This is a genomic window from Mesorhizobium sp. M0968 (genome assembly GCF_040319065.1).
Lineage (GTDB): Bacteria > Pseudomonadota > Alphaproteobacteria > Rhizobiales > Rhizobiaceae > Mesorhizobium.
In genome coordinates this window covers 522,391-544,355 of sequence record NZ_JAMYNL010000002.1, presented here as the reverse complement: position 1 = coordinate 544,355, position 21,965 = coordinate 522,391, and the positions used below count along the sequence as shown (strand labels likewise).

Genomic DNA, 21,965 nt, shown 5'->3' with positions numbered 1-21,965 from the left:
CAATCCCGCGCGCCGCTGTCACGGCCCTTGCAATGGGCCAGTATCACTGTGCCCTCAGCACGCGGTCGGCCCAGGCGGCAAAATCCTCCATGATGACGTCTCGGTTGATCTCGTTCAGGCTTTCGTGGCGGGTTTTGGCGTAAACCTTTGAAACGAGATTCGAAAAGCCCATCATGTGCATCCGGCCGGCAAGATGGCTGACCGCCTTGCCGCCGTCCGAGGCCGGATCTTGCTCGCCTCCGACCAGATTGACGAACAGGTCGCGCCGCACGCCGGAAAAATTGCGGTCGCTGCCGCAATGCAGCGTCATCATGACGATGTCCTGCCACATCGACACCGATGCGTCCCAGCCGCAAAGCGGGTCGGCGATGTATTTCTCGACTTCAGCGGCATCGCGCGACAGCCAGTCGAACGGCGTCCGGTGATTGGGCACCGCCTTGCCCCAGGCCCGGAACGTCAGCCGGGGCAGCAGGCGCGACGGCACGTCTGAGCCAAGCCGGAACTTTTCCCAACCAAGCATGGCCAGCGCGATTTGGCCGAGCAGTCCGGCCGAGAAATTGCCGTTCCAGATCGCGGCGGCATGGATGCGCGCCGAGTGGCGGAGGACAAAATTCAGCGCGACCGACGCGCCCAAGGAGTGGCCGAAGACGATGATCGGCAGACCCGGCTGTTCCCTGGCGATGAGATCATGGACGGCGGCGACATCGGCGATGACCTTGGCACCGCCATCCGCATCGGCGAACCTGCCAGGTGGCGCGTCGGGCGCCTTGGTGGCGCCGTGGCCACGGTGGTCGTGCGCGTAGACCTGATAGCCGCGCTCGCCAAGGAAATCGGCGAAACGGGCATAGCGCGCCGCGTGCTCGGCCAACCCGTGATTGACCTGGACAATGGCGCGCGGTTGGCCGATGGCGTGTTTCACATAAAGGTTGAGCTCGGCGCCGGTCGGCGATGCCAGCATCCTCTGCTTGTCAAATGGCATGTCTCGCTCCCGTCGGCGACTGTTGGGCGACGCAGCGATCGACGTCAAGGGACGTAGGGTACCCATTCGACGGTAGTTGACAGCATGCTGTCAATGTGATTACATGACAGCATACTGTCAAATTGTCAGCGGCAGATTGGGGGTATGACTATGAAAACCACCGGGGCCATTTCGCGGCATGCAATCTTGCTGGCGGGCTTCGCCTTCACGACGGCCACCCTGTTGTCAGGGATTGCTGCGTTCAGTCAGGATACCAGGGAGAGATGACCATGATGACGTCCACTGTTCCAGGCCCGCAAGGCCAGCTTGCCACTTATAGGATCAACGCCGGCAATGGCCTGCCGATCATGTTCCTGCATGGGGATTGCAGCCGCGCTTCCCACTGGGACCGGGTGATGCAACTCTCCGTCGAAGGCCGCGAGGCGGTAGCCTTCGATTTTCGCGGTCATGGCGCCTCCGCGCCGGCGCAGGATGGTGACTATGGTTATGACGGTCGCGCAATGGATGTCGGTGCCGTGGCCGACGCGTTTGGCCTGAAGCGGTTTCTCATTGTCGCGCAGAGCGGCGGTGGTGGCGTGGCGCTCGCTTATGCCGCCAGCCATGCCGACCGGGTAGCCGGTGTCTTGCTCGTCGACCCGGCGACCGATCCTCGTGCGCTGCCGCAGGCGATTCGTGACGGCTTTGTCCGCGATCTGGCCGGTCCGCAAGGCCGTGATGTCCTGAACGCCTATTACACGTCGATTGCCGGCCCTAACGCGGCTGTTCGCCAGCGTGTTCTGGCCGATGCGGCAGTGGTCGATCCGGCGGCGAGGGCAGGTGTCGGCAAGGCACTGGCCGAATGGAACCCGGAGCCGGCAGTCGATGCGTATCGCGGGCCTATGTTCGTATTGGCTACCGAGGCCAGTGACACTCCAGCCGCGCTCTACCGGCTGCGCACGGACATTCCGCGCCAGATCGTGGCGGGCAGCGGCCATTGGGTGATGCTTGACAAGCCCGAGGTCGTAGCCGAAGCCGTTAATAATTTCGTCGCGACCATCGAGGCCGGCCAGAAATGACGACCAGGACCGAAGCGGCAAATGTGCTCACCGAACTGGTGCTTGCCGTGTTCAGGATGAACGGCAGTTTTCTGGATGCGGCCGACCGGCTGGCCGCTCCAATCGGGCTGACGGCAGCGCGCTGGCAGGTTTTGGGTGCAGTTTTGAAGGAGCCGAAATCTGTGGCCGACATCGCCCGCGACATGGGTCTCGCCCGTCAGAGTGTACAGCGGCTTGCCGACATACTGGCTGCGGAGGGGCTTGCCGCCTACGCCGACAACCCGGCGCATCGCCGCGCCAAGCTGTTGTCGATAACCGATGCCGGCCGGGCAGCGGTCAAGAATATCGGCACACGCCAGCATGTTTGGGCGAACCGCGTTTCGGAGGGTATGGACGCCGACGTGCTGAAAGCCTCGCTTGATCTGCTGCGCACCCTGACGGAACGGGTGGAGGCGGGCGGATCCTGATCGACCACGCGCGAGCCGTCTCAATGCGCTGGCGATTGTTTTTACGGCCGGCGAAAGAAATCGTAATTCTGACATGTCGCAAGTTTCTAGCTTGCGGCGTGAATCACGAGGAGTGCCGGAATGCGGATTTGGGCGATATGGGGGGCAGTGTTTGTTGCGTTTGCTGGCGCAAGCGCGGCGCGGGCCGATGTGAAGATGACCGGCTCTTTCGTCGCCGATGCCGCCTGTCCGGCGACACAGGCGATCAAGAGCGGCAAGAATCCCGGCAATGTCTCGACCGCGGCTGGTCAGAGTTATGATCTGCTGGCCGGCAACAAGGACGCGCCCACCCACTACCTCATTCGCGTGCCGGGCGCCGATCCGGAGCGCCGCTGGGTCAAGATCAGTTGCGGTCGTGTTTCGGGCGGCAGCGCGTCGACGATGCCGGCTGCACCGGCGCCTGCCGAGCCGAACAAGCCATCGGCGTCCGGAAAGCCGGAATATGTCTTCGCGCTGAGCTGGCAGCCGGCTTTTTGTGAGACCAAATCCAGCAAGGCCGAATGCCGTGCGCAGACCGCCGCCGGTTTCGATGCGACCCACTTCACCTTGCATGGATTGTGGCCGCAGCCGAACGGAAATTTCTATTGCCAGGTCGCCGCAAGCGACAAGGCGAACGACGATCCGGCGCACTGGCGAGACTTGCCGCCGGTCACCCTTGACCCGAAAACGCGAGCGGAACTCGACCAGGTGATGCCGGGCACCGCATCCGCCCTCGAAAGGCATGAATGGATCAAGCACGGCACCTGCTACGGCAAGAGCCAGCAGGAGTATTTCGCCGACGCGTTGAACCTGATGCACGCGGTGAACGCGTCGCCGGTGCGCGATCTCTTCACCAAGAGCGTCGGCAAGCAGCTCACGTCCGATCAGATCCGCAGCACCTTCGACAGTGCCTTCGGCAAAGGCGCGGGCGACCGGGTCCGCGTGTCCTGCGTCGTCGATCCTTCGAACGGCAGGCGGCTAATCGGCGAACTGACGCTCGGCCTGACCGGCCCGATCGCTTCGAACGCTTCGCTCGGTGCCCTGCTGCTTGCCTCGGCGCCGACAGCCAAGGCTGGCTGCCCGAAGGGCGCGGTCGATGCCGTCGGGTTCCAGTAAACAGGCCGTACGCGACTGTCGCTTTGCACCGGGGATGGTATGATCCCGGGGGCATCATAGGGGGTGGCGATGAGTGGTATGACGGGCGGCGCGCTGGCGCGGCTGGCGTTCTGGGCCAAGGGCATGACGGCGATCCGCGACGGCCATATGGAGTGGCCGGGCTTTTCCTACACCGAGGTGGAGTGGGCGCGCATGACCACGCTCGCCAAACCCGTCGGCGGCGGCACCTACCAATTGTTTACGCTGGTCAACGCGGCGATCTTCATCGCCATCGCCGCGCTCGGGATGTTCTGTGTCTTCCTGCCGCTGGCGGCGCTGCTGTTCCCGGTACCGGCCGAAACCAGTGCGCTCAAGTTTTCGCTGCTCCTGGCGGCATGCGCCTTCCTGATCATCGGCATCGGCCTGCCGATTTCGCTGCGTCTTTCGACCACGCTCGTGGCGCCGAAGGCAATGCGGGCCGCGCTTGTCGCCGTGCCCGGCGACCAGGCGCTTGCGGCAAAAGTGTCATGGCAGATCAATCGGATCACGCTCGTGCTCTGCGGCCTGCTGGTGCCGGGCATTCTTCTGTTCATTGCCTACGATGTCGAAGCCGGCCCGATTATTACCGCGTTGAAATGGCTGGCGATCGCGCTGATGGCGGTTTCGGTTGCGATCGGCGGATGGCGCAAACAATCCTGATTGAGCCAATCGCAGGCCTGGGCAGCGTTACGCGCCGGCGCTGCGCTCCGGCCTGGTCCATGTGTTGCGGGCGTCTGCTTCGTTGCCGCCCGGTTCCCCGACAACGCGATCGCGTCCCGTGGATTTGGCCTTGTAGAGACGCTGGTCGGCCAGCGCAAAGAGATCGGCAAGGCAACGGGTCGTCTCGCTGACCGTCGAGATGCCGGCGCTGACGGTAATGTCGAACCGGCTGGTGCTCGCGGACGTCTTGACCGCTTGCCTGACGGTTTCGCCCAGCAGCCTGGCGAGCGGCTGCGGACGCCAGCCGAGGATGGCGAATTCCTCACCGCCGATCCTGAACAATTGATCTTCGGTCCCGACAAGTTCGCCAAGCAAAATCGCCAGGGCTTTCAGCACCTTGTCTCCCTCGGCGTGGCCGAAGCGGTCGTTGATCGATTTGAAGTGGTCGACATCGATGATCAGCAGGCTGAGCGGCCTGGCGGTCCGCAGGCTGGCGGCAACGGCGGCCTCGCCATCGCTGTCGAAGCGCCCCCTGTGCAGGAGGCCGGTGAGGCCGTCGCGACCAACATGCTCGACCAGCCCCTCATAGCGCTCGCGATAGGTCAGCGTGTCGAAAATGTCGGAAAGCCCGCGCGGCGCCGGCACCTGCCGCGCCTCGAACCACCTGATATAGGCGACCAGCATGGTGCTGTAGACCAGGGCCGCTGCCATCTTGGCGAACCAGCCGCCGAAGAACACCGCGACCGGCGCACCGGTGACGAAATGCAGCGCCGTGAAAAAGCCTGCCTGGTCGAAGGTGAGCACGCAGGCGACGGAGACCAGGATGCGGGTGAAAAGCGCCTTGCGCAGGTATTTGCCGAGCTTTTCATAGAGCAGAATGATCAGGATGGCGTCGACGAACAGCAGCGTCGTGCCCCACACCATCAGCCAGCCCATCTCATCGATAAAGCCGATGTCGGGAAGCTTGCCGTCGGGCAGCGGCGCGATGTCGTGCAGGCGCAGGATCAGCACGAGCCCGACCATCAGGGCATTGCCGAGCAGCAGGCCGTAAATCGGCTGCCGGACAGTTGCCGCGTCCTCCTTGATGTAGAGCAGGAGAAGCATCACCAGCTTGCCGGAAAACAGCACGGCCGAACCCGGCGATACCATGCCGAACGGCAGCGCGACGTAGAAGACGCTGGCGAGATAGGTTTCCAGGAAATGCATGACGCCAAGGGCGCAAACAAAGACGCCGAGGCCGATGCGGCCCCTGAACCGGAAAAGCGTGACCATGATGCCGAAATAGAGAACCGCTTCGGCAAAAAGCAGGAAACTGTTCAACACGGCCCGATCTCTCTCCCCGAAATCGCGGCTGCCAGCGATTTCCCATCCAACATTGTTTACGCGGAATGGTTAACCGGAGCTTTCGCCTGGGCGCCGGCACGAAATGAAGCGGCTAAGCGTTTGCGGGTGCGACCAAATCCGCCTGGAGCGGGTCATCGCTTCACGGAACCGCTGAACCGCTCGATCTTTTTTGTTTTGACGCAATTCCGGACGGAAAACCGTTTCACGCTTTTCCTGGAATTGCTTTAGGGCCAAAACTGTTTGCCGTTCGCGGCCGCATCGCTTACATAGCCCCCAACTTCCATCCAATCCGACATCAGTCGACTTTTCAGGGAAAGCGCGCGTGGCACGCCAGTTCATCTATCACATGGCCGGCCTCAACAAGGCCTACGGCACCAAGAAGGTGCTCGAGAACATCCATCTGTCCTTCTACCCGGACGCCAAGATCGGCATCCTCGGCCCCAACGGCGCCGGCAAGTCGACGATCCTCAAGATCATGGCCGGCATCGACAAGGAGTGGAGCGGCGAGGCCTGGCTGGCCGAGGGTGCTACCGTCGGTTACCTGGCGCAGGAGCCGGCGCTCGATCCGAACAAGAACGTGTTCGAAAACGTCATGGAAGGCGTCACCGCCAAGACCGCCATCATCGAGCGCTACAACGAATTGATGATGAACTATTCCGACGAGACGGCGGACGAGTCGGCCAAGCTGCAGGACGAGATGGACCGGCTCAACCTCTGGGATCTCGAACAGCAGGTCGAGATGGCGATGGAGGCACTCGGCTGCCCGCCCAAGGAGGCCGATGTCACCAAGCTGTCGGGCGGCGAACGCCGTCGCGTCGCGCTTTGCCAGCTCTTGCTGCGCCAGCCCGACCTTCTGCTGCTCGACGAGCCGACCAACCATCTCGACGCCGAGACGACGGCGTGGCTGGAAAAGCATCTGCGGGCCTATCCGGGCGCGGTGATGATCATCACCCACGATCGCTACTTCCTCGACAATGTCACCGGCTGGATCCTCGAGCTCGATCGCGGCCGCGGTATCCCCTACGAAGGCAACTACACCAAATATCTCGAAGCCAAGGCCAAGCGGCTCAAGCAGGAAGGCCGCGAGGACGATGCGCGCCAGCGGGCGATCGGCCGCGAGCGCGAGTGGATCCAGTCCAGCCCGAAAGCCCGGCAAACCAAGTCGAAAGCCCGTATCCAGGCGTTCCAGGATCTGCTGGATGCAGCCGACAAGCGGCGTCCGAGCGACACGCAGATCGTCATTCCGCATGGCGAGCGGCTCGGCAATGTGGTGATCGAGGTCGAGGGCCTGTCGAAGGGCTTTGGCGACACGCTTTTGATCGACGATCTCGAATTCAAGCTGCCGCCGGGCGGCATCGTCGGCGTCATCGGCCCGAACGGCGCCGGCAAGACGACGCTGTTCCGCATGATCACCGGCCAGGAAAAGCCCGATGCCGGCACCATTCGCGTCGGCGAGACGGTCAAGCTCGGTTATGTCGACCAGAGCCGCGACGCGCTCGACCCGACCAAGACGGTCTGGGAAGAGATCTCGGGCGGCGCCGAAGTGGTCAAGCTCGGCAAGTTCGAAGCCAACACCCGCGCCTATTGCGCGTCGTTCAATTTCCGCGGCGGCGACCAGCAGCAGAAGGTCGGCAACCTGTCCGGCGGCCAGCGCAACCGCGTGCATCTGGCCAAGATGCTGAAGACCGGCGGCAATGTGCTGCTGCTCGACGAACCGACCAACGATCTCGATACCGAAACGCTGGCCGCACTCGAAGACGCGCTCGAGAGCTTCGCCGGCTGCGCCGTCATCATCTCGCACGATCGCATGTTCCTCGATCGCCTGGCGACGCACATCCTCGCCTTCGAAGGCGACAGCCATGTCGAATGGTTCGAAGGCAATTTCGAGGACTACGAGCAGGACAAGATCCGCCGGCTTGGGCCTGAGGCGGTCAATCCGCACAGGATGACGTATAAGCGGCTGACGCGGTAACAACGGATTGGTTGCAAGCGCCCCAGGCTGCTCGTAGAATTACCGGAAGGAGATAAACATGCTTAATGTCGAGCTTCCTACCGCGCTGGAAAAACGCCTCGAGATCGTCGCAAGGAAAACTGGCCGGACAAAACATGACGTAGTCGTTGAGGCCATTGTCGAGCAAATTCAGGATCTGGAAGACGGACTAATCGCCCTCGAGCGCCTTAACGATGGTGAAGGTGAATGGCTTTCTCTGGCCGAAGCTAAGGAACGACTGGGATTGGACGCAAGCGACCGCAGTGACGGTTGATCGTGTGGACAATTCGTGTCGAGAAGCGTGCACTGAAGGATATCTCCAGATTGCAAAGGTCCGATCAGCGTCGGATTGTGGACTTCCTGGAAAACAGGCTCGCCTCGCGCGATAATCCACGCGAACTTGGCGAAGCGCTAACAGGACCACTGGCAGGTCTCTGGAAATATCGTGTGGGCTCATTCCGAGTTCTGACAAGGATCGATGATAGCGCTGTCGCGATTTGGGTGGTTCAAGTAGGCGACCGTCGCGAGGTCTATCGATGAATACAGTCGCGAAGGTGAGACCCGACTGGTCCGCCGCCCTCTACCTGAAATTCGAGGATGAGCGCACCCGGCCGGCGCGCGATCTCGTCGCGCAGGTGCCGGTGCCGGAACCGCGCCGGGTGGTCGACATCGGCTGCGGGCCGGGCAATTCGACCGAATTGCTGGTCGAGCGCTGGCCGCGGGCGCAGATCAGCGGCTTCGATACCTCGCCCGACATGATCGAGAAGGCCAGGGCGCGCCTGCCCGGCGTCAGCTTTGCCTTGGCGGATGCGGCGGCGTGGCAGCCGAACGAACCGGTCGACGTGATCTTTGCCAATGCGGTGTTTCAATGGCTGCCGGAGCATCCGGCGGTCTTCCAGCGGTTGATGGGATTTTTGGCGCCCGGCGGCGCGCTTGCCGTGCAGATGCCGGACAATATGGCCGAACCTTCGCACCGGCTGATGCGGGAGACCGCGGCCGAGATGCCGTTTGCCGAAAAGCTCGAGCGCGCGGCCCGCGCGCCGCTGCCGCCGGTCGCGTTCTATTACGACCTTTTGTCGCCATTCTCGGATCGGCTCGATATCTGGCACACGATCTACAACCATCCGCTGGCCGATGCCGAGGCGATCGTCGAGTGGGTGAAATCGACGGGGCTGAAGCCGTTCCTCGATCCGCTCGACGAAAACGAGCGGCAGCTTTTCCTGAAGCGCTACGCGGCCGGGATCAGCGAAGCCTATCCGAAAACGGCAAGCGGCAAGGTGTTGCTGCGCTTTCCCCGTCTCTTCATCGTGGCGCGGCGTTCCGCTTAGAAACTCTTAGCTACACCCAAAAACAGCCAGCAGCGGATGCTTGACCGGCTTTCGCCGTCATGCGCATCTCGCTGGGGCACGGCCCTTTATGGGCCATGGGGGTGGATGATGACACTGAAAAAGATGGGTTTCGGCGGCAGCATTTGTGCGGCCGCTGTGCTTGCCTTGTCTCTATCGGCGGAGGCCAAGCGAGCGCGCTGCTTCACCAGCGACGACGGCTATTTCTCGTGCAGCTATCGGGCGCTGGACGATGCCGGCAGCTTTCGCATCTCGGCGCCGGGCTATCCGACCTACGTCCTGGAAATCGACGGACCGGGTTTTGCCTATGGCTATGTCAATCTCGGCCGCCGCAACGTGCCGCTGCCCGGGCAATTCGTGCGCAGCCGCGATGACGGTGCCTGCTGGAACAACCCGCAGACCAATACCAAGCTCTGCGCCTGGTAAAGACCCGTCCCAGGGACTTGATTTAAGCCGGCATAAACTGGCTAGGTGCAAAAGAGGTTGCGCCGAGCTTTTTGCGGCGTCGACATGAAGCCGCAACGCCTGCGCACGGGACGAACTGGAAATGCATCGCGTCATCATCAGCGGCATCGGCGTTGAAATCCCCGAAGCTTCGATCACCAACGAGGAGCTCGTCGCCAGCTTCAACGCCTGGGTGGACATGGAGAACGTCCGCCGCGAGGTGTCGGGCGAGCCGCTGGTACAGAAATCGGACAGTGCCTTCATCGTCCATGCCTCGGGCGTCCAGACCCGCCATGTCATCGAACGGGAAGGCATCCTCGATCCGACCCGCATGGCGCCGCGTTTCGCGGCGCGGCCCGACGATGCGCTGTCGCTGGAGGCCGAGTTCGGCATCGCTTCGGCCCGCAAGGCGCTCGATCATGCCGGGCTGAAGCCTGGCGACATCGACCTGGTGATCTGCTCGGCCTCGCACCATCAGCGGCCCTATCCGGCGATCGCCATCGAAATGCAGCAGGCGCTGGGGACGAAAGGCGCCGGCTTCGATATGGGGCTTGGCTGCTCTTCGGCAGCGGCGGCGTTGCACATCGCCGTCAATCTGGTGCGGGCAGGGGCGCATAAACGCGTGCTGGTGACGACGCCGGAGATCATCACCGGGCATCTCAATTTTCGCGACCGGCAGACGCATTTCATCTTCGGCGACGCTTCCGTGTCGATGATCGTCGAAGGGCTCGCCCAGGGCGAGAAGCGGCCGGGCCGCTTCGAGGTGCTGGATACGCGCGCCTGGACGCAGATGTCGAACAGCATCCGCACCAATCTCGGTTACTATACCCGCGCCACCCAGGACGATCCGTACATGATCGATCTGGAAGGCAATCTGATCAAGCAGATCGGCAACAAGGTGTTCAAGGAAGTCACCGTTGCCGGCCACAAATTCATCGTCGAGTTCCTGGCCGAGCACGGGCTGACGCCGCAAGCGATCCGGCGCTTCTGGCTGCATCAGGCCAATGCGCGGATGAACGCCATGATCCTGAAACTGTCGTTCGGCCATGACGTCGACCACGACCGCGCGCCGATGGTGCTGGAGCGCCTCGGCAACACCGCCGCCGCCGGCGCCATCATCGCCCTGTCGGAGAACCATGCCGACATGAAGGCCGGCGACTACGGCCTGCTCTGCGCCTTCGGCGCCGGCTACTCGATCGGCGGCGCGCTGTTGCGCATGCTTTAGATTTTTGTTTTACGCATGTCGTTGTCCCAAAACCGCTGCACACCCTCGGTTCAAGCCCGAGGGCATGCTTTTGGGCGACATGCATTAGCCCGGCGCGAACGGCACCAGCATCGGAACGCGCCTGGCATAGTCGTCGTAAGCGCTACCCAGTTCGCCGCGCAGAAAACGCTCCTCCAGCCTTGCCTTCATGACGATGCCGACGGTGATGAGGATGGCGCCAGCAACGCCCCAGACAGTGCCTTTCGCCGCCATGGTGGCGAGGATCGCCAGAAGCAGGCCGGTATAGATCGGGTGGCGCACCAGCCGGTAAGGGCCGGTGTCGACGACGCGATGCGCGGCCTTGGCGGTGACCGTGGCCGACCACAGGCGGCCAAGATGCAGCCGCGCCCACCAGGCAAATGCCAGACCGGCGGCAATCAGCGCCACGCAGATCCACGCTTCGGCAAGGTTCGGCGTCCAAAGCCTCAGCGGGCCGGCATAACCGTGCGCCGGGATGAAGAGCAGGATCGTGCCGAGCACCATGACGGCGCGGGATGGAAGCTCCACCCCGAAGCCGGCGCGTTTTTCGGCCCGGTCGGCCCAGAAGGCGGCCGCGGCCCATGAAACCACCCAGAGCAGCCAGAGCTGTGCGATTGCCGATGCGGGATGCATGATAAACCTCAGCGGGCTTGACCTGATCGATATTATCAACCGATGCAGCGCGGCAGCAATGCGGCACGCTTTTGCATGAGGCTGGTTCAACCATGACGCTGGTGGTGCCGACCCGTATCAGCCGTCTTGATTGGAGCATCAACGCTTTCGACTGGACCCTATGAATCGACTTCGGCTAACTGCATCCGGCAGCTAGGAATGAAACCAATGCCGGATATGTTTCCCGAAGCCGAAACTCCGGTCGAGATCGTCCCGTCGCGAAAACTCGCCGCCAGGGTGGCGGCGCTCTATCTCGCATCGTTCGATCGTTTTGAGACACGAGCGGTGGATACGCTGCAACTCGGTTTCGACGGCATCGACGGCGATTTCCATGCCGGCACGACGCGGCGCTCCGGCGGGCGGGAACCCTGGTATCCGCGCGGCACCGAGATGCGCAACGAACGGCAATTGTCGATCGTGGCTGCGGACGAACTGGCAATCGTCGCCGAACGGATGGGCATCGCCGAGATCAAGCCGGAATGGATCGGCGCCAATCTCCTGATCGACGGCCTGCCGCGCCTCTCCATGCTGCCGTCCGGCACGCTGCTGTTCTTCAAAGGCGGCGCGACCGTCAAGGTCGACGCGCAGAACGGGCCTTGCCGGATCGCGGGCAGGTCGGTCGCCGAGAATGCCGGTATGGCCGACCATGAGGCCGGCGCGCTGCTGTTCCCGAAGGCGGCGAAGCGGTTGCGCGGGCTCGTCGCCTGGGTCGAGAAGCCCGGCACGATCGCGGCCGGCGAGGAGATTTCGGTGCGCGTGCCCGAGCAGTGGATTTACCGGGCCTAGTCCAGAACGCGACCTCTAGTCACGGCGTATTTTGTTCTTGCTTTGTGCCGGCAGCTATGCTATTAATTTCAGTATGGTGCCAATTGGGCTCCAACGACCCGCCCGCGAGGCGGGTTTTTTATTTCAGGCTTTGAAAGTTCCGATGCTGCCGACGTGAGGTCGGCGGGACAGCGCCCCCCCTTTGTCCTGCCGGGCATCTCCCCCACGAGGGGGGCGCCGTAGAACTCGACGCGTGTGCCTGCCATCGCTCTACGCCTCATCCTCATCGTCGAGCAGCCGGGTGGCGCGCCAGCGGGTCAGCACGATGTTGGTCTGCTCGATGACGAAGAAGCGCGCGGAATCGCGGTCATAGCCTTCGGCCAGCAGCTTTTCGTAGTCGGTGTGGACGTGGCGAATATGCGCAATCGTCGCCAGCCATACGGCAATGCTCGGCGGCAAGCTCTTCATGTGCACGGCGCCGGCATCGGCACGGATCTTTTCCATGTCGGCATAGGGCGCCAGCGGCAGCAGCGCTGTCAGCGCCTTGGCGATGGCGCGGCGGCGGCCGGTCGGCGCGCTCATCACTCCACCGGCCCTGGCTCGTCCCGCCCGGCGATGGTCGCATCGGCAAAGGCATCGGTCGAGGCGAAATAGGGCTTGATGTCGATGACCGGCGTGCCGTCGAGCACGTCGATGGCATCGAGATCGATGCGGCCGGTGTCGATGTCGAGGGCAACCAGCTTGGCGACATGCAGTCCGACAGGATTCGGCCGGGCAGGGGAGCGCAGTGAAAAGACGCCTTTCGGCCCTGTGGCATGGCGGGGTTTCTGGACAATCAGTTGCCGCGGCGCATGGTGCAGCCAGGACAGGACGATCACGTGGCTGGCGCGTTCCAGCCCAAGCAGGCCATCCCGATAAAGCGGGTCGATGACCAAGTGCGCCGGCTGTTCCGTCTCCCGCGCCGCCTTCATGTTTTTGGGGCAAGTCTCCCGCGTGATCCAAGGCGAAGCGATGCGGCCGATGAAGACGACATGGCCATCCGGCGGCATCGTTGCCGGGTCGGTTTCCAGGAGCTTTTCGCCGCTGCGCGTTTCGAACATGGTTCTCGCCCCGATCATGCGTCCGTTTTTGCGCGATCCGCCACGCATGCGTCATTTTCTTGTCCGGAAGCGACATAGCGCTTGCAAGCCTATCCAAACCGACATAAACATATGTTTATATCTTTTCAAAGAGAATGCTCGCATGCATGTCGCTCTCGACACGATGGTAGATACATTGAAGGCGGCGGCGGAATCCAGCCGGCTGCGCATATTGGCGCTGCTGTCGCGCGGCGATCTGACCGTGTCCGATCTCACCGAAATCCTCGGCCAGTCGCAGCCGCGCGTCTCGCGCCATTTGAAATTGCTGCTGGAGGCCGGGCTGATCGGCCGCTACCAGGAGGGCTCGTGGGCGTTCTTCCGGCTATCGGATTCCGATGCGTCGCGCGATTTCGTGCTTAGGCTGGTCTCCGGCATCCGCGGCGCCGATCCGCAGGTCGAGCGTGATCTCGAACGGCTGGCCGCAGTCAAGCGCAAGCGGCAGGACCGGGCTGCCGAATATTTCTCGGTAAACGCCGCAAGCTGGGACCATATCCGCTCGCTGCATGTGCCGGATCGCGCCGTCGAAGCAGCCCTCATCAAGCTCGTCGGCAAGCGGCCGTTCCAGTCGATGCTCGATCTCGGCACCGGCACCGGACGGCTGCTCGAGATCTTTTCGCCGCTCTATCGGCGCGGTGTCGGCATCGACATGTCGCGCGAGATGCTGACGGTGGCGCGCGCCAATCTCGACAAGGCCGGCGTTTCGAATGCGCAGGTGCGCCAGGGCGACATTTTCGCGCCGCCGGTCGAACGCGACGCCTTCGATCTCGTTACCATCCATCAGGTGCTGCACTATCTCGACGATCCCGCCCGCGCCATCCGCGAGGCAGCGCGTCTGCTACGCCCGGCCGGCCGGCTGGTGATCGTCGATTTCGCGCCGCACACGCTGGAGTTTTTACGCGACGAGCACGCGCATATGCGTCTCGGCTTTTCCGACCGGCAGATTGGCGACTGGTTTTCCGAGGCCGGCCTCGACCTCGAGGACAGCCAGGAATTCGAGCCGCGCGGCGGCAACGAGGCCAAGCTCACCGTCAAACTCTGGCTCGGCCGCGATCGGCGCATGCTGATTGCCGAGCCTTCCAACGACAGACAACCGGCCAATGCGTATCCGATAGGGGAAACCGCCTGATGAACCAGTTCCGCTTCTCCCGCCGCCCCGACATCGGCGACAAGGTCAGGGTTTCGTTCGAGTTCTTTCCGCCGAAAAACGATGAGATGGAAGCAAGGCTGTGGGACACGGTCACCCGGCTTGAGCCGCTTAAGCCGAAATTCGTCTCGGTCACCTATGGCGCCGGTGGTTCGACCCGCGAGCGGACGGCCCGCACCGTCAAGCGCATCCTCAATGAAACGACGCTGACGCCGGCGGCGCACATGACTTGCGTCGATGCGGCGCGTCACGAGGTCGATGCGGTGATCCGGGAGTTCGCCGATATGGGCGTCAAGCGTTTCGTCGCCCTGCGCGGCGATCCGGCCGAGGGCGTCGGCGCGGCCTACCGGCCGCATCCGGAAGGCTATGCCAATGGCGCCGAACTGGTTGATGCGCTGAAGGGCGCCGGCGATTTCGACATATCGGTCTCGGCCTATCCGGAAAAGCATCCGGAAAGCCCGGATTTCGCCACCGACTTCGATATGCTGAAGCGCAAGGCCGACAACGGAGCGACGCGGGCGATCACCCAGTTCTTCTTCGACAACGATCTCTATGAGCGCTATGTCGAGCGGGCACGGCGGGCCGGCATCTACATACCGATCGTGCCGGGCATATTGCCGGTGCACAATTTCACCCAGGTCGCCAACTTCTCGGCGCGGTGCGGCGCCTTGGTGCCGGCATGGCTGGCCGAGCGTTTCGATGGGCTGCAGAACGATCCGCAAACGCATGCGCTGGTGGCATCTGCCGTGGCCGCCGAGCAGGTGCTGGACCTTGTCGAGCGCGGCGTCGGCGATTTCCACTTCTACACGATGAACCGAGCCGATCTGGTCTTCGCCATCTGCCACATGATCGGCATCAGGTCGCACGAAGTCGAGGCGGCGGGATCAGCCGCGGCGTAAGGCGGCAAGCTCCTTTTTGAAATGTCAAAGATCGGGGGAATGCAAAAGGCCGGGCAAAATGCCCGGCCTTTTCAAAGGGTTTGGAGTATTCGGTGCTGGTCTTCCCCCGCTCAGCGGCCTTATGGAAGGACGCCCATAATCAGGGCGCCGATGAATGCAAACGCAGCACAAATCATCAATGCGTTGATCGGCCTCGTCAGTCCCATGTCATAGCCTCCTCTTAAAGAGCTATGGCGAGAGTCTAGGGTCATTTGTGCCACAGGCAAGCAGAAACTTTGCTGCAATGCGACGAGATTGTGGAATTTGCGACCTGCCGTTTGCCGTTAGGCATTGAAACTCTTTGTCAAAAGCCGGCTCGGGACCTGTGAATAATTTGTGGCAAAGCCGTGGCAGCAGCGAGAATGGCAGCGCTACCGCGGCGGAAAATCGGAATCGATTTTCGGACCGACTGAAGATTCGACGCATCCTTTGCGCATCCAACCGGATGCTGCACGCTATACGCACGCTATACGAATGCGGTGGGCAACCGGCAGCGTTGTGAGATAGCCAGGACTTGAATTTTCTGCCAATTGGCAGTATATTGTCTGCCAAGTGATGGAGGCCGGAATGAGTGTCGGTTATGCGGTTCGCGATCCTGCAAATCAGGCTTTGCCGGCAAATCTGGCGGATGCCTCGGCACGGGCGCGGCTCACGCCAGCGGCTGTTGCCGGCATCGTCAGGCTCGCAGACATCTGGCATCTGACCAGCACCGAGATCTGTACCTTGATCGGCGACGTGTCGGAGAGAACCTGGTTCCGCATGAAGAAAGGCGAGTGGGAGGGCGTTCTCTCCCAGGATTCGCTGACACGCATCAGCGCCCTGATCGGCATCTTCAAGGGACTGCGGCTTCTGTTCTCCGAAGCGCTTGCCGATGAATGGGTGCGGTTGCCGAACAAAGGGCCTCTTTATGGTGGCCGGCGCCCCCTGGACGTAATGATCGAGGGCGGCATTCCGAAGCTGCTGCAGGTTCGCCAACATATCGACGCTTTGCGCGGTGGACTTTGAATGCAGATCCCGCCGCGCGCTGACATTTCCCAGCGCGACACGATCCGGCTGATTTCGACAGGCAGGCTCAAGGACCCGGTCCTGATGCCGTTGGCCAGGAATCATGGAGATTTGGAGGACCTTGCGGAGCTCGAAGGGGCCACCAGCGGCCGTCTTCAGGCGCAGCAAGGGGGATTGCCCGACCTCGATCCGCGCGAACTGGTTTTCGGGAGGCCGGGCTACACCTTCATCAATGCGGCGTTCGCTTACACCCGTCCGGGCGGCAATCGTTTCAACGATGATGCCAGGGGCGTCTGGTACTGTGGGTTCGATGCGGAAACTGCGCTCGGCGAGGTCTCTTTTCATCTGACGCGCGAGCTTGCCGCAATCGAACGGTTTGAAAACGTCACCGACTACGCGGAGCTCGTTGCCGACTTCATAGGCTCGTTTCACGATCTGCGCGGTGCTGAGTTCAGCAAGGACCCGGTGCTCGATCCGGATACTGCCTTAGCCTATCCTGCCGGTCAGGCGCTGGCGAAGCAACTCCGCAAGCAAGACGCCGCGACCGGTCTTGTGTATCCTTCCGTGAGACATGTCGGCGGGACCTGCCTTGCCGCCTTCCTTCCCGATCTCGTTCAGAATCTCAGGCAAGGCGGTATCTGGCGTCTGGAATGGCAGGGTTCATCTGTTCCCGCGATCACGCCCATATAGCGCACGATCGGGAGCGACAACTTCGCTGCGCCATCTCTAACGCCGCCCGAACAGGCGACCGTCGATGGTGACGAGGCCGAGGGCGATCAGCGCCATGCCGCCGAGTTCGAACAGTTCGAGCCGCTCGCCCAGGAACAGGAAACCGAGCAGGATGGCACTGGCCGGCACGATCAGCGTGACCAGCGAGGCGTTGGTGGCGCCGGCCGAGGCGACGAGATTGAAATAGAGGATGTAGGCGAAGGCCGTCGACAGCAGCGCCAGTGCCAGCACCGCCGCCCAGACCGGCGGCGAGGCCGAAAACAGATTGGCGGCATCATAGGTGAACAGAACGACCGGGATCATAATGATGGTCGAGCAGGTCAATTGGCCGGTGGCAATGACCGGTGACGGCACACCCTTGAAGCGGCGGGCGATCATCAGCGCAACCGCATAGGATAGCGATGCTCCGATGAGCGCGAATTTCGCCCAGACCGGACCGCCGAGCCCGGCGACGAGGCCGGGGCCTATCATCACCGCCGTTCCCGCGATACCGAGGGCGATGCCGGCAAGCTTGTTCCACGACAGCTTCTCGTCGCTGGTCAGGGCGTTGGCGAGGATCAGCGTCCAGAACGGCGTCGTCGAATTGAGCACCGAGGCGACACCGGCGCCAAGCTCGGTCTGGCCGGCAAAGATCAGCGAGAAAGGGATGACGTTGTTGGCGAGCGCCAGCAGGAAGAACAGGCCGGCATGCGGCAAGGCGAGGCGAAACGACGGGCCACGGACCGCAAGATAGAGCTGCAACGCGATCGCAGCTATGGTGACGCGGAACAGCACCAGCACCAGCGGCGGAAGTTCCGCTACCGCAATACGGGCAAAGAAGAACGAGCCGCCCCAGATGGCGCCGAGCAGCAGAAGCTGCGCCCAGTCCTTGAGCACCATCGGACCGCGCATCGTGGTGGTGGCAGCTATCGCCATTGGTCGTCCTCCCAGACGAGATGCCTTGCTCTTCAGGCGTCTGTTCACGCCATACCGATCCGGCCGCAAGGGCCACCCGAAACCTGAGCGATGGCCTAGCTCGCTCATAACCGGCGTGCAGCACCGGCGTAGCGCCGCGAAGCCAGGGCGGCGAGACATAGAATTGTTTTCATTAGCCGCTAGCTTGGATTAATTGTGCGCAGCCTCAGTCAAGGGATTCGTCCATGCAGCGATTCGAAAATGCCCGCGAGGCAGCGCTGGCGCTTCGCCCGGACGATCCGATCTATTGCTTCCGCCCGCAGGTGCTGAAGGCGGACGCCAAACAGTTCATGGGCATGTTTCCCGGCAAGACCGCCTATGCGGTCAAGACCAATGGCGAGCAGATCGTGCTCAACGCCCTGGTCGAGGCCGGCGTCGGTGCCTTCGATGTGGCCTCGCCCGGCGAATTCGCCGCCGTGCGCGCCGTCTCGCCCGACGCCGAGATGCTCTACATGCACCCGGTCAAGGCGCAGTCGGACATCAGGCTGGCGCTGGAAAAATACGCCATCCGCGTCATTTCGCTCGACCATGAGGACGAGATCACCAAGCTGACCAGGGTGGTGCGGGCGCTTGACATCGATCCGGGCGCCATCACCGTGTTCGTGCGCATCCAGACGAAAGGCTCGGCGGCCTACGAACTGTCGAAGAAGTTTGGCGCCGGACCGGCCAATGCGGTCGAACTGGCCGAACGGCTGAACCGGACGGGCTACAAGGTCGGGCTGTGCTTTCACGTCGGCAGCCAGATCGAGGATCCCGACACCTATGAGCGGGCGCTGGCCTCCGCCGACTGGGTGCGCAACCGCGTCGGCTTCGACGTTGCCGGGCTCGATGTCGGCGGCGGCTTTCCCGCCGAATACGGTCATGATCCGAACAGCCGCAAGCCGGAAATGCCGTCGCTCGGCCAGATCATGTCGCGGCTGTCGGGCGACCTCCAGGAGTACCAGTTCGACCAGTTGCCGCTGGTGGCTGAGCCCGGCCGGGTGATCGTGGCGCGCTGCCTGTCGCTGATCGTGCGCGTGCTGCTGCGCAAGGGCAAAAGGCTCTACATCAATGACGGCATCTGGGCATCGCTGTCGGATTCATGGACCGGCAAGATCACGCTGCCGGCACGCTTCATCCCCGATCCGGCGATCCGCTCGCGCAATGGCGAGGACAAGACCATCGTGCCGTTCAAGGTCTGCGGCGCGACCTGCGATTCCGTCGACATATTGTCGCGGCCGTTCTGGCTGCCCGAGACAGTCGATACCGGCGACTGGATCGAGATCGGCCATATCGGCGCCTATTCGCTGTCGCTCAGAACACGGTTCAACGGCTTCTATCCCGACACCTTCGTCGAGGTGGCGACGCCGTTCGACGAAGGCGATGCGCCGCAGGGGTTCGCCAGCCTGGAGACGATGGCGGATTAGTGGATGGTGGAATAGTGAATGGTGAATAGTGAATAGTGAATAGTGAATAGTGAATAAATGAATAGTGGTAATTCTGGTGCTCAATGCGGCTCCGGTGCTATTCTTTTCACCATTCACCATTCACCATTCACCACCATCACAGCCTGGCCAGCAACTCCGGAGTCGGCCAGCCGTCGACCGGCAGGCCCAGACGCATCTGCTCCTTACGGATGGCTTCGCGGGTGTTGGTGCCCAGGATGCCGTCGACGGTGCCCACGTCATAGCCTTTCGCCTCGAGCTTGGTCTGTAGCGCCTTCATCTGGTCGGCGTCGAGGCCGGGTTCGGGGTTGCGCGGATCGAATCGCGGCGCGCCCCCCAGTCGGGCGGCAAGATTTGCCGCGGTCAGGGCATAGGTGAAGGACTGGTTCCACTCGAGATAGACGTCGAAATTGTCGTAGGTCAGGAAGGCTGGCCCCTTGCGACCCATGGGCAGCGCCAGGCCGGCCTTCAGGCCGTTGTCGAGAAGCGGTGTACCGTCGGGCCTGGTAACGCCCCACTGGCTCCATTGCGTCAACGGCAGCTTGTTGGTGCGTCCCGTCTGCTCCCACGGCAAATCGTCAGGCACACGGACTTCCTCGATCCAGGGCTGGTCGCGCTTCCAGCCGCGCGACTGGATCTTGCTGGCCGTGCTCATGATCACGTCCGGCGCGCTGCCGCGCAGGTCGACCAGGCCGTCGCCGTCGCCGTCGACGCCGTGGCCGAGATAGTCGGAAGGCAACATCTGGGTCTGGCCGATCTCGCCGGCCCAGGCACCGGTGACGTCGGCCGGCACCACGCCGCGATCGATCAACATCAGCAGCGGCACGATCTGCGGCCGGAACAGCTGCGGACGGCGGCAGTCATGCGAGAGGCTCACCAGCGCGTTCAGCGTATGAAAATCGCCCTGCACGGCGCCAAAATCGGTCTCCAGGGCCCAGAAGGCGGCGATGACCGGCGCCTGCACGCCGTATTCGCGATCGGCGCGGACAAAGACCTCGGCATATTTTTGCAGATTGGCCGCACCTTGCTTCAGCCGATGCGACGAGATCATGCGGTTCGAGAATTCGATGAAGGTCTGGGTGAAGACGCCCTGGGCGCGGTCGCGTGCCAACGCCTTCTCATCGAGGGTGGCGTTTTCCAGCGCATCAAGGCCGGCAGCGCCGACGCCGGCCGCCCTGGCCTCCGCCGCCACGCCGTGCTTCCATGACTCGAAATCCCCGCCGCATTGCTGTGCCGCTGCCGGCACGGCGGTCAGGAGCAGCGCCGCGAGAAGTCCAAAGCGCAATCGCATCGCTATCCTTCCAAGAAGATTACCGGCGGTTGCAGGCATTCGTCGTTGGCTGTGTCGAAAAGCAGGCGGCAGGCCTGGTGTCAACGGGTGTTCTGCCGCAACCACTTCTTCCACGCGGCTTCGGAGCCGTTGAAGACGCTGATGTCGGCGTTTCCGGCCATGCCCGGCACGACACCCGTTCCGGTATACTGCCAGAAGGTGAAGGGATGGCTGCCGTATTTCTGGCGCGGGTGCCCGGCGACGGAGCGCAGCCAGTAGGGGTAATTGCGGAAGCCCGATAAACCGTTATCTTCGAAGAAATCGACAGACGTGTAGATGATTGGCTTCTTGCCGTAGTATTTTTCGACGATTTCGAGGAACGTGCTCATCTCGCTGCGTACCGTGGCGGGATCGGGCCGCAGCTTGCAGGTCGGCGATTTCGGGTTCCATTCCATGTCGAGAACCGGCGGCATCGCCGAGCTGTCTTTGGGCACGTTCTGGATGAACCAGCGCGCCTGGGTAGCGGCCGGCGTACAAAAGTAGAAAAAATGATAGGCGGCACGGGGGATGCCCGACGCCCTGGTGCGGCTCCAATGCTCGTTGAAAGCTTCATCGAAACGGTCTCCGCCTTCGGTTGCCTTGATAAAGGCGAAGGAGATGCCGCTGGCCCTGGCCGCCGGCCAGTCGATCGATGTCTGGTATTTGGAGACGTCGGTGCCGTGGACGGCATAGCTCCACGGTGCGCCGCTGTCCCATTCATGCGGGTCGGAATCGGCAAAACGCGGCGCGCGTACCGCAACCATCGAGGCGCTGGACGACGATAGCGATGGCGTCAGATCCTCGACCGTCGAGCAGGCACCAAGCAGCATCAGCGTGATGAGAACCGCGAAACGGCGCATCGCTACTTCCCGAGCCGGTTTCAGCCGGCCGCTGATGGGTCTTTCCGCGGGTGGCCCCTCGACCGGGCGCAGCGTGTCTGAAACCGACTTACGCGGCGCACCTGGATCTTCGTTTCATGCATTCCCAAACCGTTACGCAGTTTTGGGACGCATGCATTCAAGCCCCGCCGGACGGTCACCCCACAGGATCGCCCGGTCTGTCCCAAGCGCGTCGCTTCGACGCGCTTGGCTCTTTTGTCTATGCATGTCGTTGTCCCAAAACCGCTGCGCACTTCTGGGCGACATGCACCTGTGATCGCCGATCATGGTTGATATTCGGTTGACGGCGCTCGACAAGAGCCGCGATTTTGCCGAAACAATGGCGGCA

General features: G+C 62.6%; 25 protein-coding genes. 17 read left to right on the top strand and 8 right to left on the bottom strand.

Features of this window, described 5'->3' with window-relative positions; translation table 11 throughout:
• Positions 1–43: 43 nt before the first annotated feature.
• Positions 44–979 carry an alpha/beta fold hydrolase gene (locus NKH67_RS05460; RefSeq protein ID WP_352501088.1) on the bottom strand — a complete coding sequence of 312 codons (936 nt, stop codon included), beginning with the start codon at positions 977–979 and terminating at the stop codon, positions 44–46.
• 269 nt (positions 980–1,248) lie between these two features.
• Here NKH67_RS05460 and NKH67_RS05455 point away from each other — a divergent pair, with 269 nt between their 5' ends.
• The 4 genes from NKH67_RS05455 to NKH67_RS05440 all read left to right on the top strand — a co-directional run bounded on the left by NKH67_RS05455 (position 1,249) and on the right by NKH67_RS05440 (position 4,292).
• Positions 1,249–2,034 (top strand): alpha/beta fold hydrolase, encoded by a 786-nt coding sequence (locus NKH67_RS05455; RefSeq protein WP_352501087.1) that lies wholly within the window; start codon positions 1,249–1,251, stop codon positions 2,032–2,034.
• Positions 2,031–2,480 carry a MarR family winged helix-turn-helix transcriptional regulator gene (locus NKH67_RS05450; RefSeq protein ID WP_352471518.1) on the top strand — a complete coding sequence of 150 codons (450 nt, stop codon included), beginning with the start codon at positions 2,031–2,033 and terminating at the stop codon, positions 2,478–2,480. The genes NKH67_RS05455 and NKH67_RS05450 overlap by 4 nt, the downstream gene beginning before the upstream one ends.
• A 120-nt stretch (positions 2,481–2,600) precedes the next feature.
• Entirely contained in the window at positions 2,601–3,614 is a 1,014-nt protein-coding gene (locus NKH67_RS05445; RefSeq protein WP_352501086.1) for a ribonuclease T2 family protein, read from the top strand.
• Between the two features lie 69 nt (positions 3,615–3,683).
• On the top strand, positions 3,684–4,292 hold the full coding sequence (locus tag NKH67_RS05440) for a hypothetical protein (RefSeq protein ID WP_352501085.1): 609 nt from the start codon (positions 3,684–3,686) through the stop codon (positions 4,290–4,292).
• Positions 4,293–4,319: 27 nt separating this feature from the next.
• Here the strand turns inward: NKH67_RS05440 and NKH67_RS05435 are convergent, their stop codons facing one another.
• Positions 4,320–5,564: a GGDEF domain-containing protein gene (locus tag NKH67_RS05435; protein ID WP_352501114.1), complete on the bottom strand. Its 1,245-nt coding sequence runs from the start codon at positions 5,562–5,564 to the stop codon at positions 4,320–4,322.
• Between NKH67_RS05435 and NKH67_RS05430 the strand changes: the two genes are divergently transcribed.
• The 7 genes from NKH67_RS05430 (at position 5,493) to NKH67_RS05400 (ending at position 10,641) form a co-directional block, all read left to right on the top strand.
• Complete coding sequence (locus NKH67_RS05430) at positions 5,493–5,864, top strand: hypothetical protein (protein WP_352501116.1); 372 nt, start codon at positions 5,493–5,495, stop codon at positions 5,862–5,864. The two genes, NKH67_RS05435 and NKH67_RS05430, sit on opposite strands and share 72 nt — an antisense overlap.
• A 94-nt stretch (positions 5,865–5,958) precedes the next feature.
• Entirely contained in the window at positions 5,959–7,608 is a 1,650-nt protein-coding gene (ettA, locus tag NKH67_RS05425; protein WP_352501084.1) for an energy-dependent translational throttle protein EttA, read from the top strand.
• A gap of 58 nt (positions 7,609–7,666) precedes the next feature.
• Positions 7,667–7,900, top strand: coding sequence for a type II toxin-antitoxin system RelB family antitoxin (gene relB, locus NKH67_RS05420; RefSeq protein WP_352471524.1), 234 nt, complete (start codon positions 7,667–7,669; stop codon positions 7,898–7,900).
• Between the two features lie 2 nt (positions 7,901–7,902).
• Positions 7,903–8,166: a type II toxin-antitoxin system RelE family toxin gene (locus tag NKH67_RS05415; protein WP_352501113.1), complete on the top strand. Its 264-nt coding sequence runs from the start codon at positions 7,903–7,905 to the stop codon at positions 8,164–8,166.
• Positions 8,163–8,954, top strand: coding sequence for a trans-aconitate 2-methyltransferase (gene tam / locus NKH67_RS05410; RefSeq protein WP_352501083.1), 792 nt, complete (start codon positions 8,163–8,165; stop codon positions 8,952–8,954). The genes NKH67_RS05415 and tam overlap by 4 nt, the downstream gene beginning before the upstream one ends.
• Positions 8,955–9,059: 105 nt before the next feature.
• Positions 9,060–9,398, top strand: coding sequence for a hypothetical protein (locus NKH67_RS05405; protein WP_352501082.1), 339 nt, complete (start codon positions 9,060–9,062; stop codon positions 9,396–9,398).
• Positions 9,399–9,519: 121 nt separating this feature from the next.
• Positions 9,520–10,641 (top strand): beta-ketoacyl-ACP synthase III, encoded by a 1,122-nt coding sequence (locus NKH67_RS05400; RefSeq protein WP_352492730.1) that lies wholly within the window; start codon positions 9,520–9,522, stop codon positions 10,639–10,641.
• A gap of 84 nt (positions 10,642–10,725) precedes the next feature.
• Here NKH67_RS05400 and NKH67_RS05395 read toward each other — a convergent pair whose 3' ends face one another.
• On the bottom strand, positions 10,726–11,292 hold the full coding sequence (locus NKH67_RS05395; protein ID WP_352471529.1) for a methyltransferase family protein: 567 nt from the start codon (positions 11,290–11,292) through the stop codon (positions 10,726–10,728).
• A gap of 207 nt (positions 11,293–11,499) precedes the next feature.
• Between NKH67_RS05395 and NKH67_RS05390 the strand changes: the two genes are divergently transcribed.
• Positions 11,500–12,117 carry an MOSC domain-containing protein gene (locus NKH67_RS05390; protein ID WP_352501081.1) on the top strand — a complete coding sequence of 206 codons (618 nt, stop codon included), beginning with the start codon at positions 11,500–11,502 and terminating at the stop codon, positions 12,115–12,117.
• A 249-nt stretch (positions 12,118–12,366) separates the two neighbouring features.
• Here the strand turns inward: NKH67_RS05390 and NKH67_RS05385 are convergent, their stop codons facing one another.
• Complete coding sequence (locus NKH67_RS05385) at positions 12,367–12,678, bottom strand: DUF2293 domain-containing protein (protein ID WP_352501080.1); 312 nt, start codon at positions 12,676–12,678, stop codon at positions 12,367–12,369.
• A complete protein-coding gene (gene tsaA, locus NKH67_RS05380; protein ID WP_352501079.1) occupies positions 12,678–13,196 on the bottom strand; it encodes a tRNA (N6-threonylcarbamoyladenosine(37)-N6)-methyltransferase TrmO in 519 nt (172 codons plus the stop codon). Before tsaA ends, NKH67_RS05385 begins: the two co-directional genes overlap by 1 nt.
• 142 nt (positions 13,197–13,338) lie before the next feature.
• On the opposite strand from tsaA, the gene NKH67_RS05375 reads away from it, so the two are divergent.
• From NKH67_RS05375 to NKH67_RS05360, 4 genes are all read left to right on the top strand, one after another.
• Complete coding sequence (locus NKH67_RS05375; protein ID WP_352501078.1) at positions 13,339–14,361, top strand: ArsR/SmtB family transcription factor; 1,023 nt, start codon at positions 13,339–13,341, stop codon at positions 14,359–14,361.
• Positions 14,361–15,278 (top strand): methylenetetrahydrofolate reductase [NAD(P)H], encoded by a 918-nt coding sequence (gene metF / locus NKH67_RS05370; protein ID WP_023676795.1) that lies wholly within the window; start codon positions 14,361–14,363, stop codon positions 15,276–15,278. The genes NKH67_RS05375 and metF overlap by 1 nt, the downstream gene beginning before the upstream one ends.
• Positions 15,279–15,884: 606 nt before the next feature.
• Positions 15,885–16,322, top strand: coding sequence for an antitoxin Xre/MbcA/ParS toxin-binding domain-containing protein (locus tag NKH67_RS05365; RefSeq protein WP_352501077.1), 438 nt, complete (start codon positions 15,885–15,887; stop codon positions 16,320–16,322).
• Positions 16,323–17,012 (top strand): RES family NAD+ phosphorylase, encoded by a 690-nt coding sequence (locus NKH67_RS05360; protein WP_352501076.1) that lies wholly within the window; start codon positions 16,323–16,325, stop codon positions 17,010–17,012.
• A gap of 36 nt (positions 17,013–17,048) precedes the next feature.
• Here the strand turns inward: NKH67_RS05360 and NKH67_RS05355 are convergent, their stop codons facing one another.
• The gene (locus NKH67_RS05355) at positions 17,049–17,966 is read right to left on the bottom strand and encodes a DMT family transporter (protein WP_352501075.1); all 918 of its coding nucleotides are present in this window, start codon (positions 17,964–17,966) and stop codon (positions 17,049–17,051) included.
• Positions 17,967–18,190: 224 nt separating this feature from the next.
• On the opposite strand from NKH67_RS05355, the gene NKH67_RS05350 reads away from it, so the two are divergent.
• Positions 18,191–19,411 (top strand): alanine racemase, encoded by a 1,221-nt coding sequence (locus tag NKH67_RS05350; protein ID WP_352614291.1) that lies wholly within the window; start codon positions 18,191–18,193, stop codon positions 19,409–19,411.
• 136 nt (positions 19,412–19,547) lie between these two features.
• On the opposite strand, the gene NKH67_RS05345 is transcribed toward NKH67_RS05350, so the two are convergent.
• Together NKH67_RS05345 and NKH67_RS05340 are read right to left on the bottom strand one after the other, a co-directional pair.
• Entirely contained in the window at positions 19,548–20,720 is a 1,173-nt protein-coding gene (locus tag NKH67_RS05345) for a lytic murein transglycosylase (RefSeq protein WP_352501074.1), read from the bottom strand.
• Positions 20,721–20,800: 80 nt separating this feature from the next.
• Entirely contained in the window at positions 20,801–21,598 is a 798-nt protein-coding gene (locus tag NKH67_RS05340; protein ID WP_502893719.1) for a glycoside hydrolase family 25 protein, read from the bottom strand.
• Between the last annotated feature and the right edge of the window lie 367 nt (positions 21,599–21,965).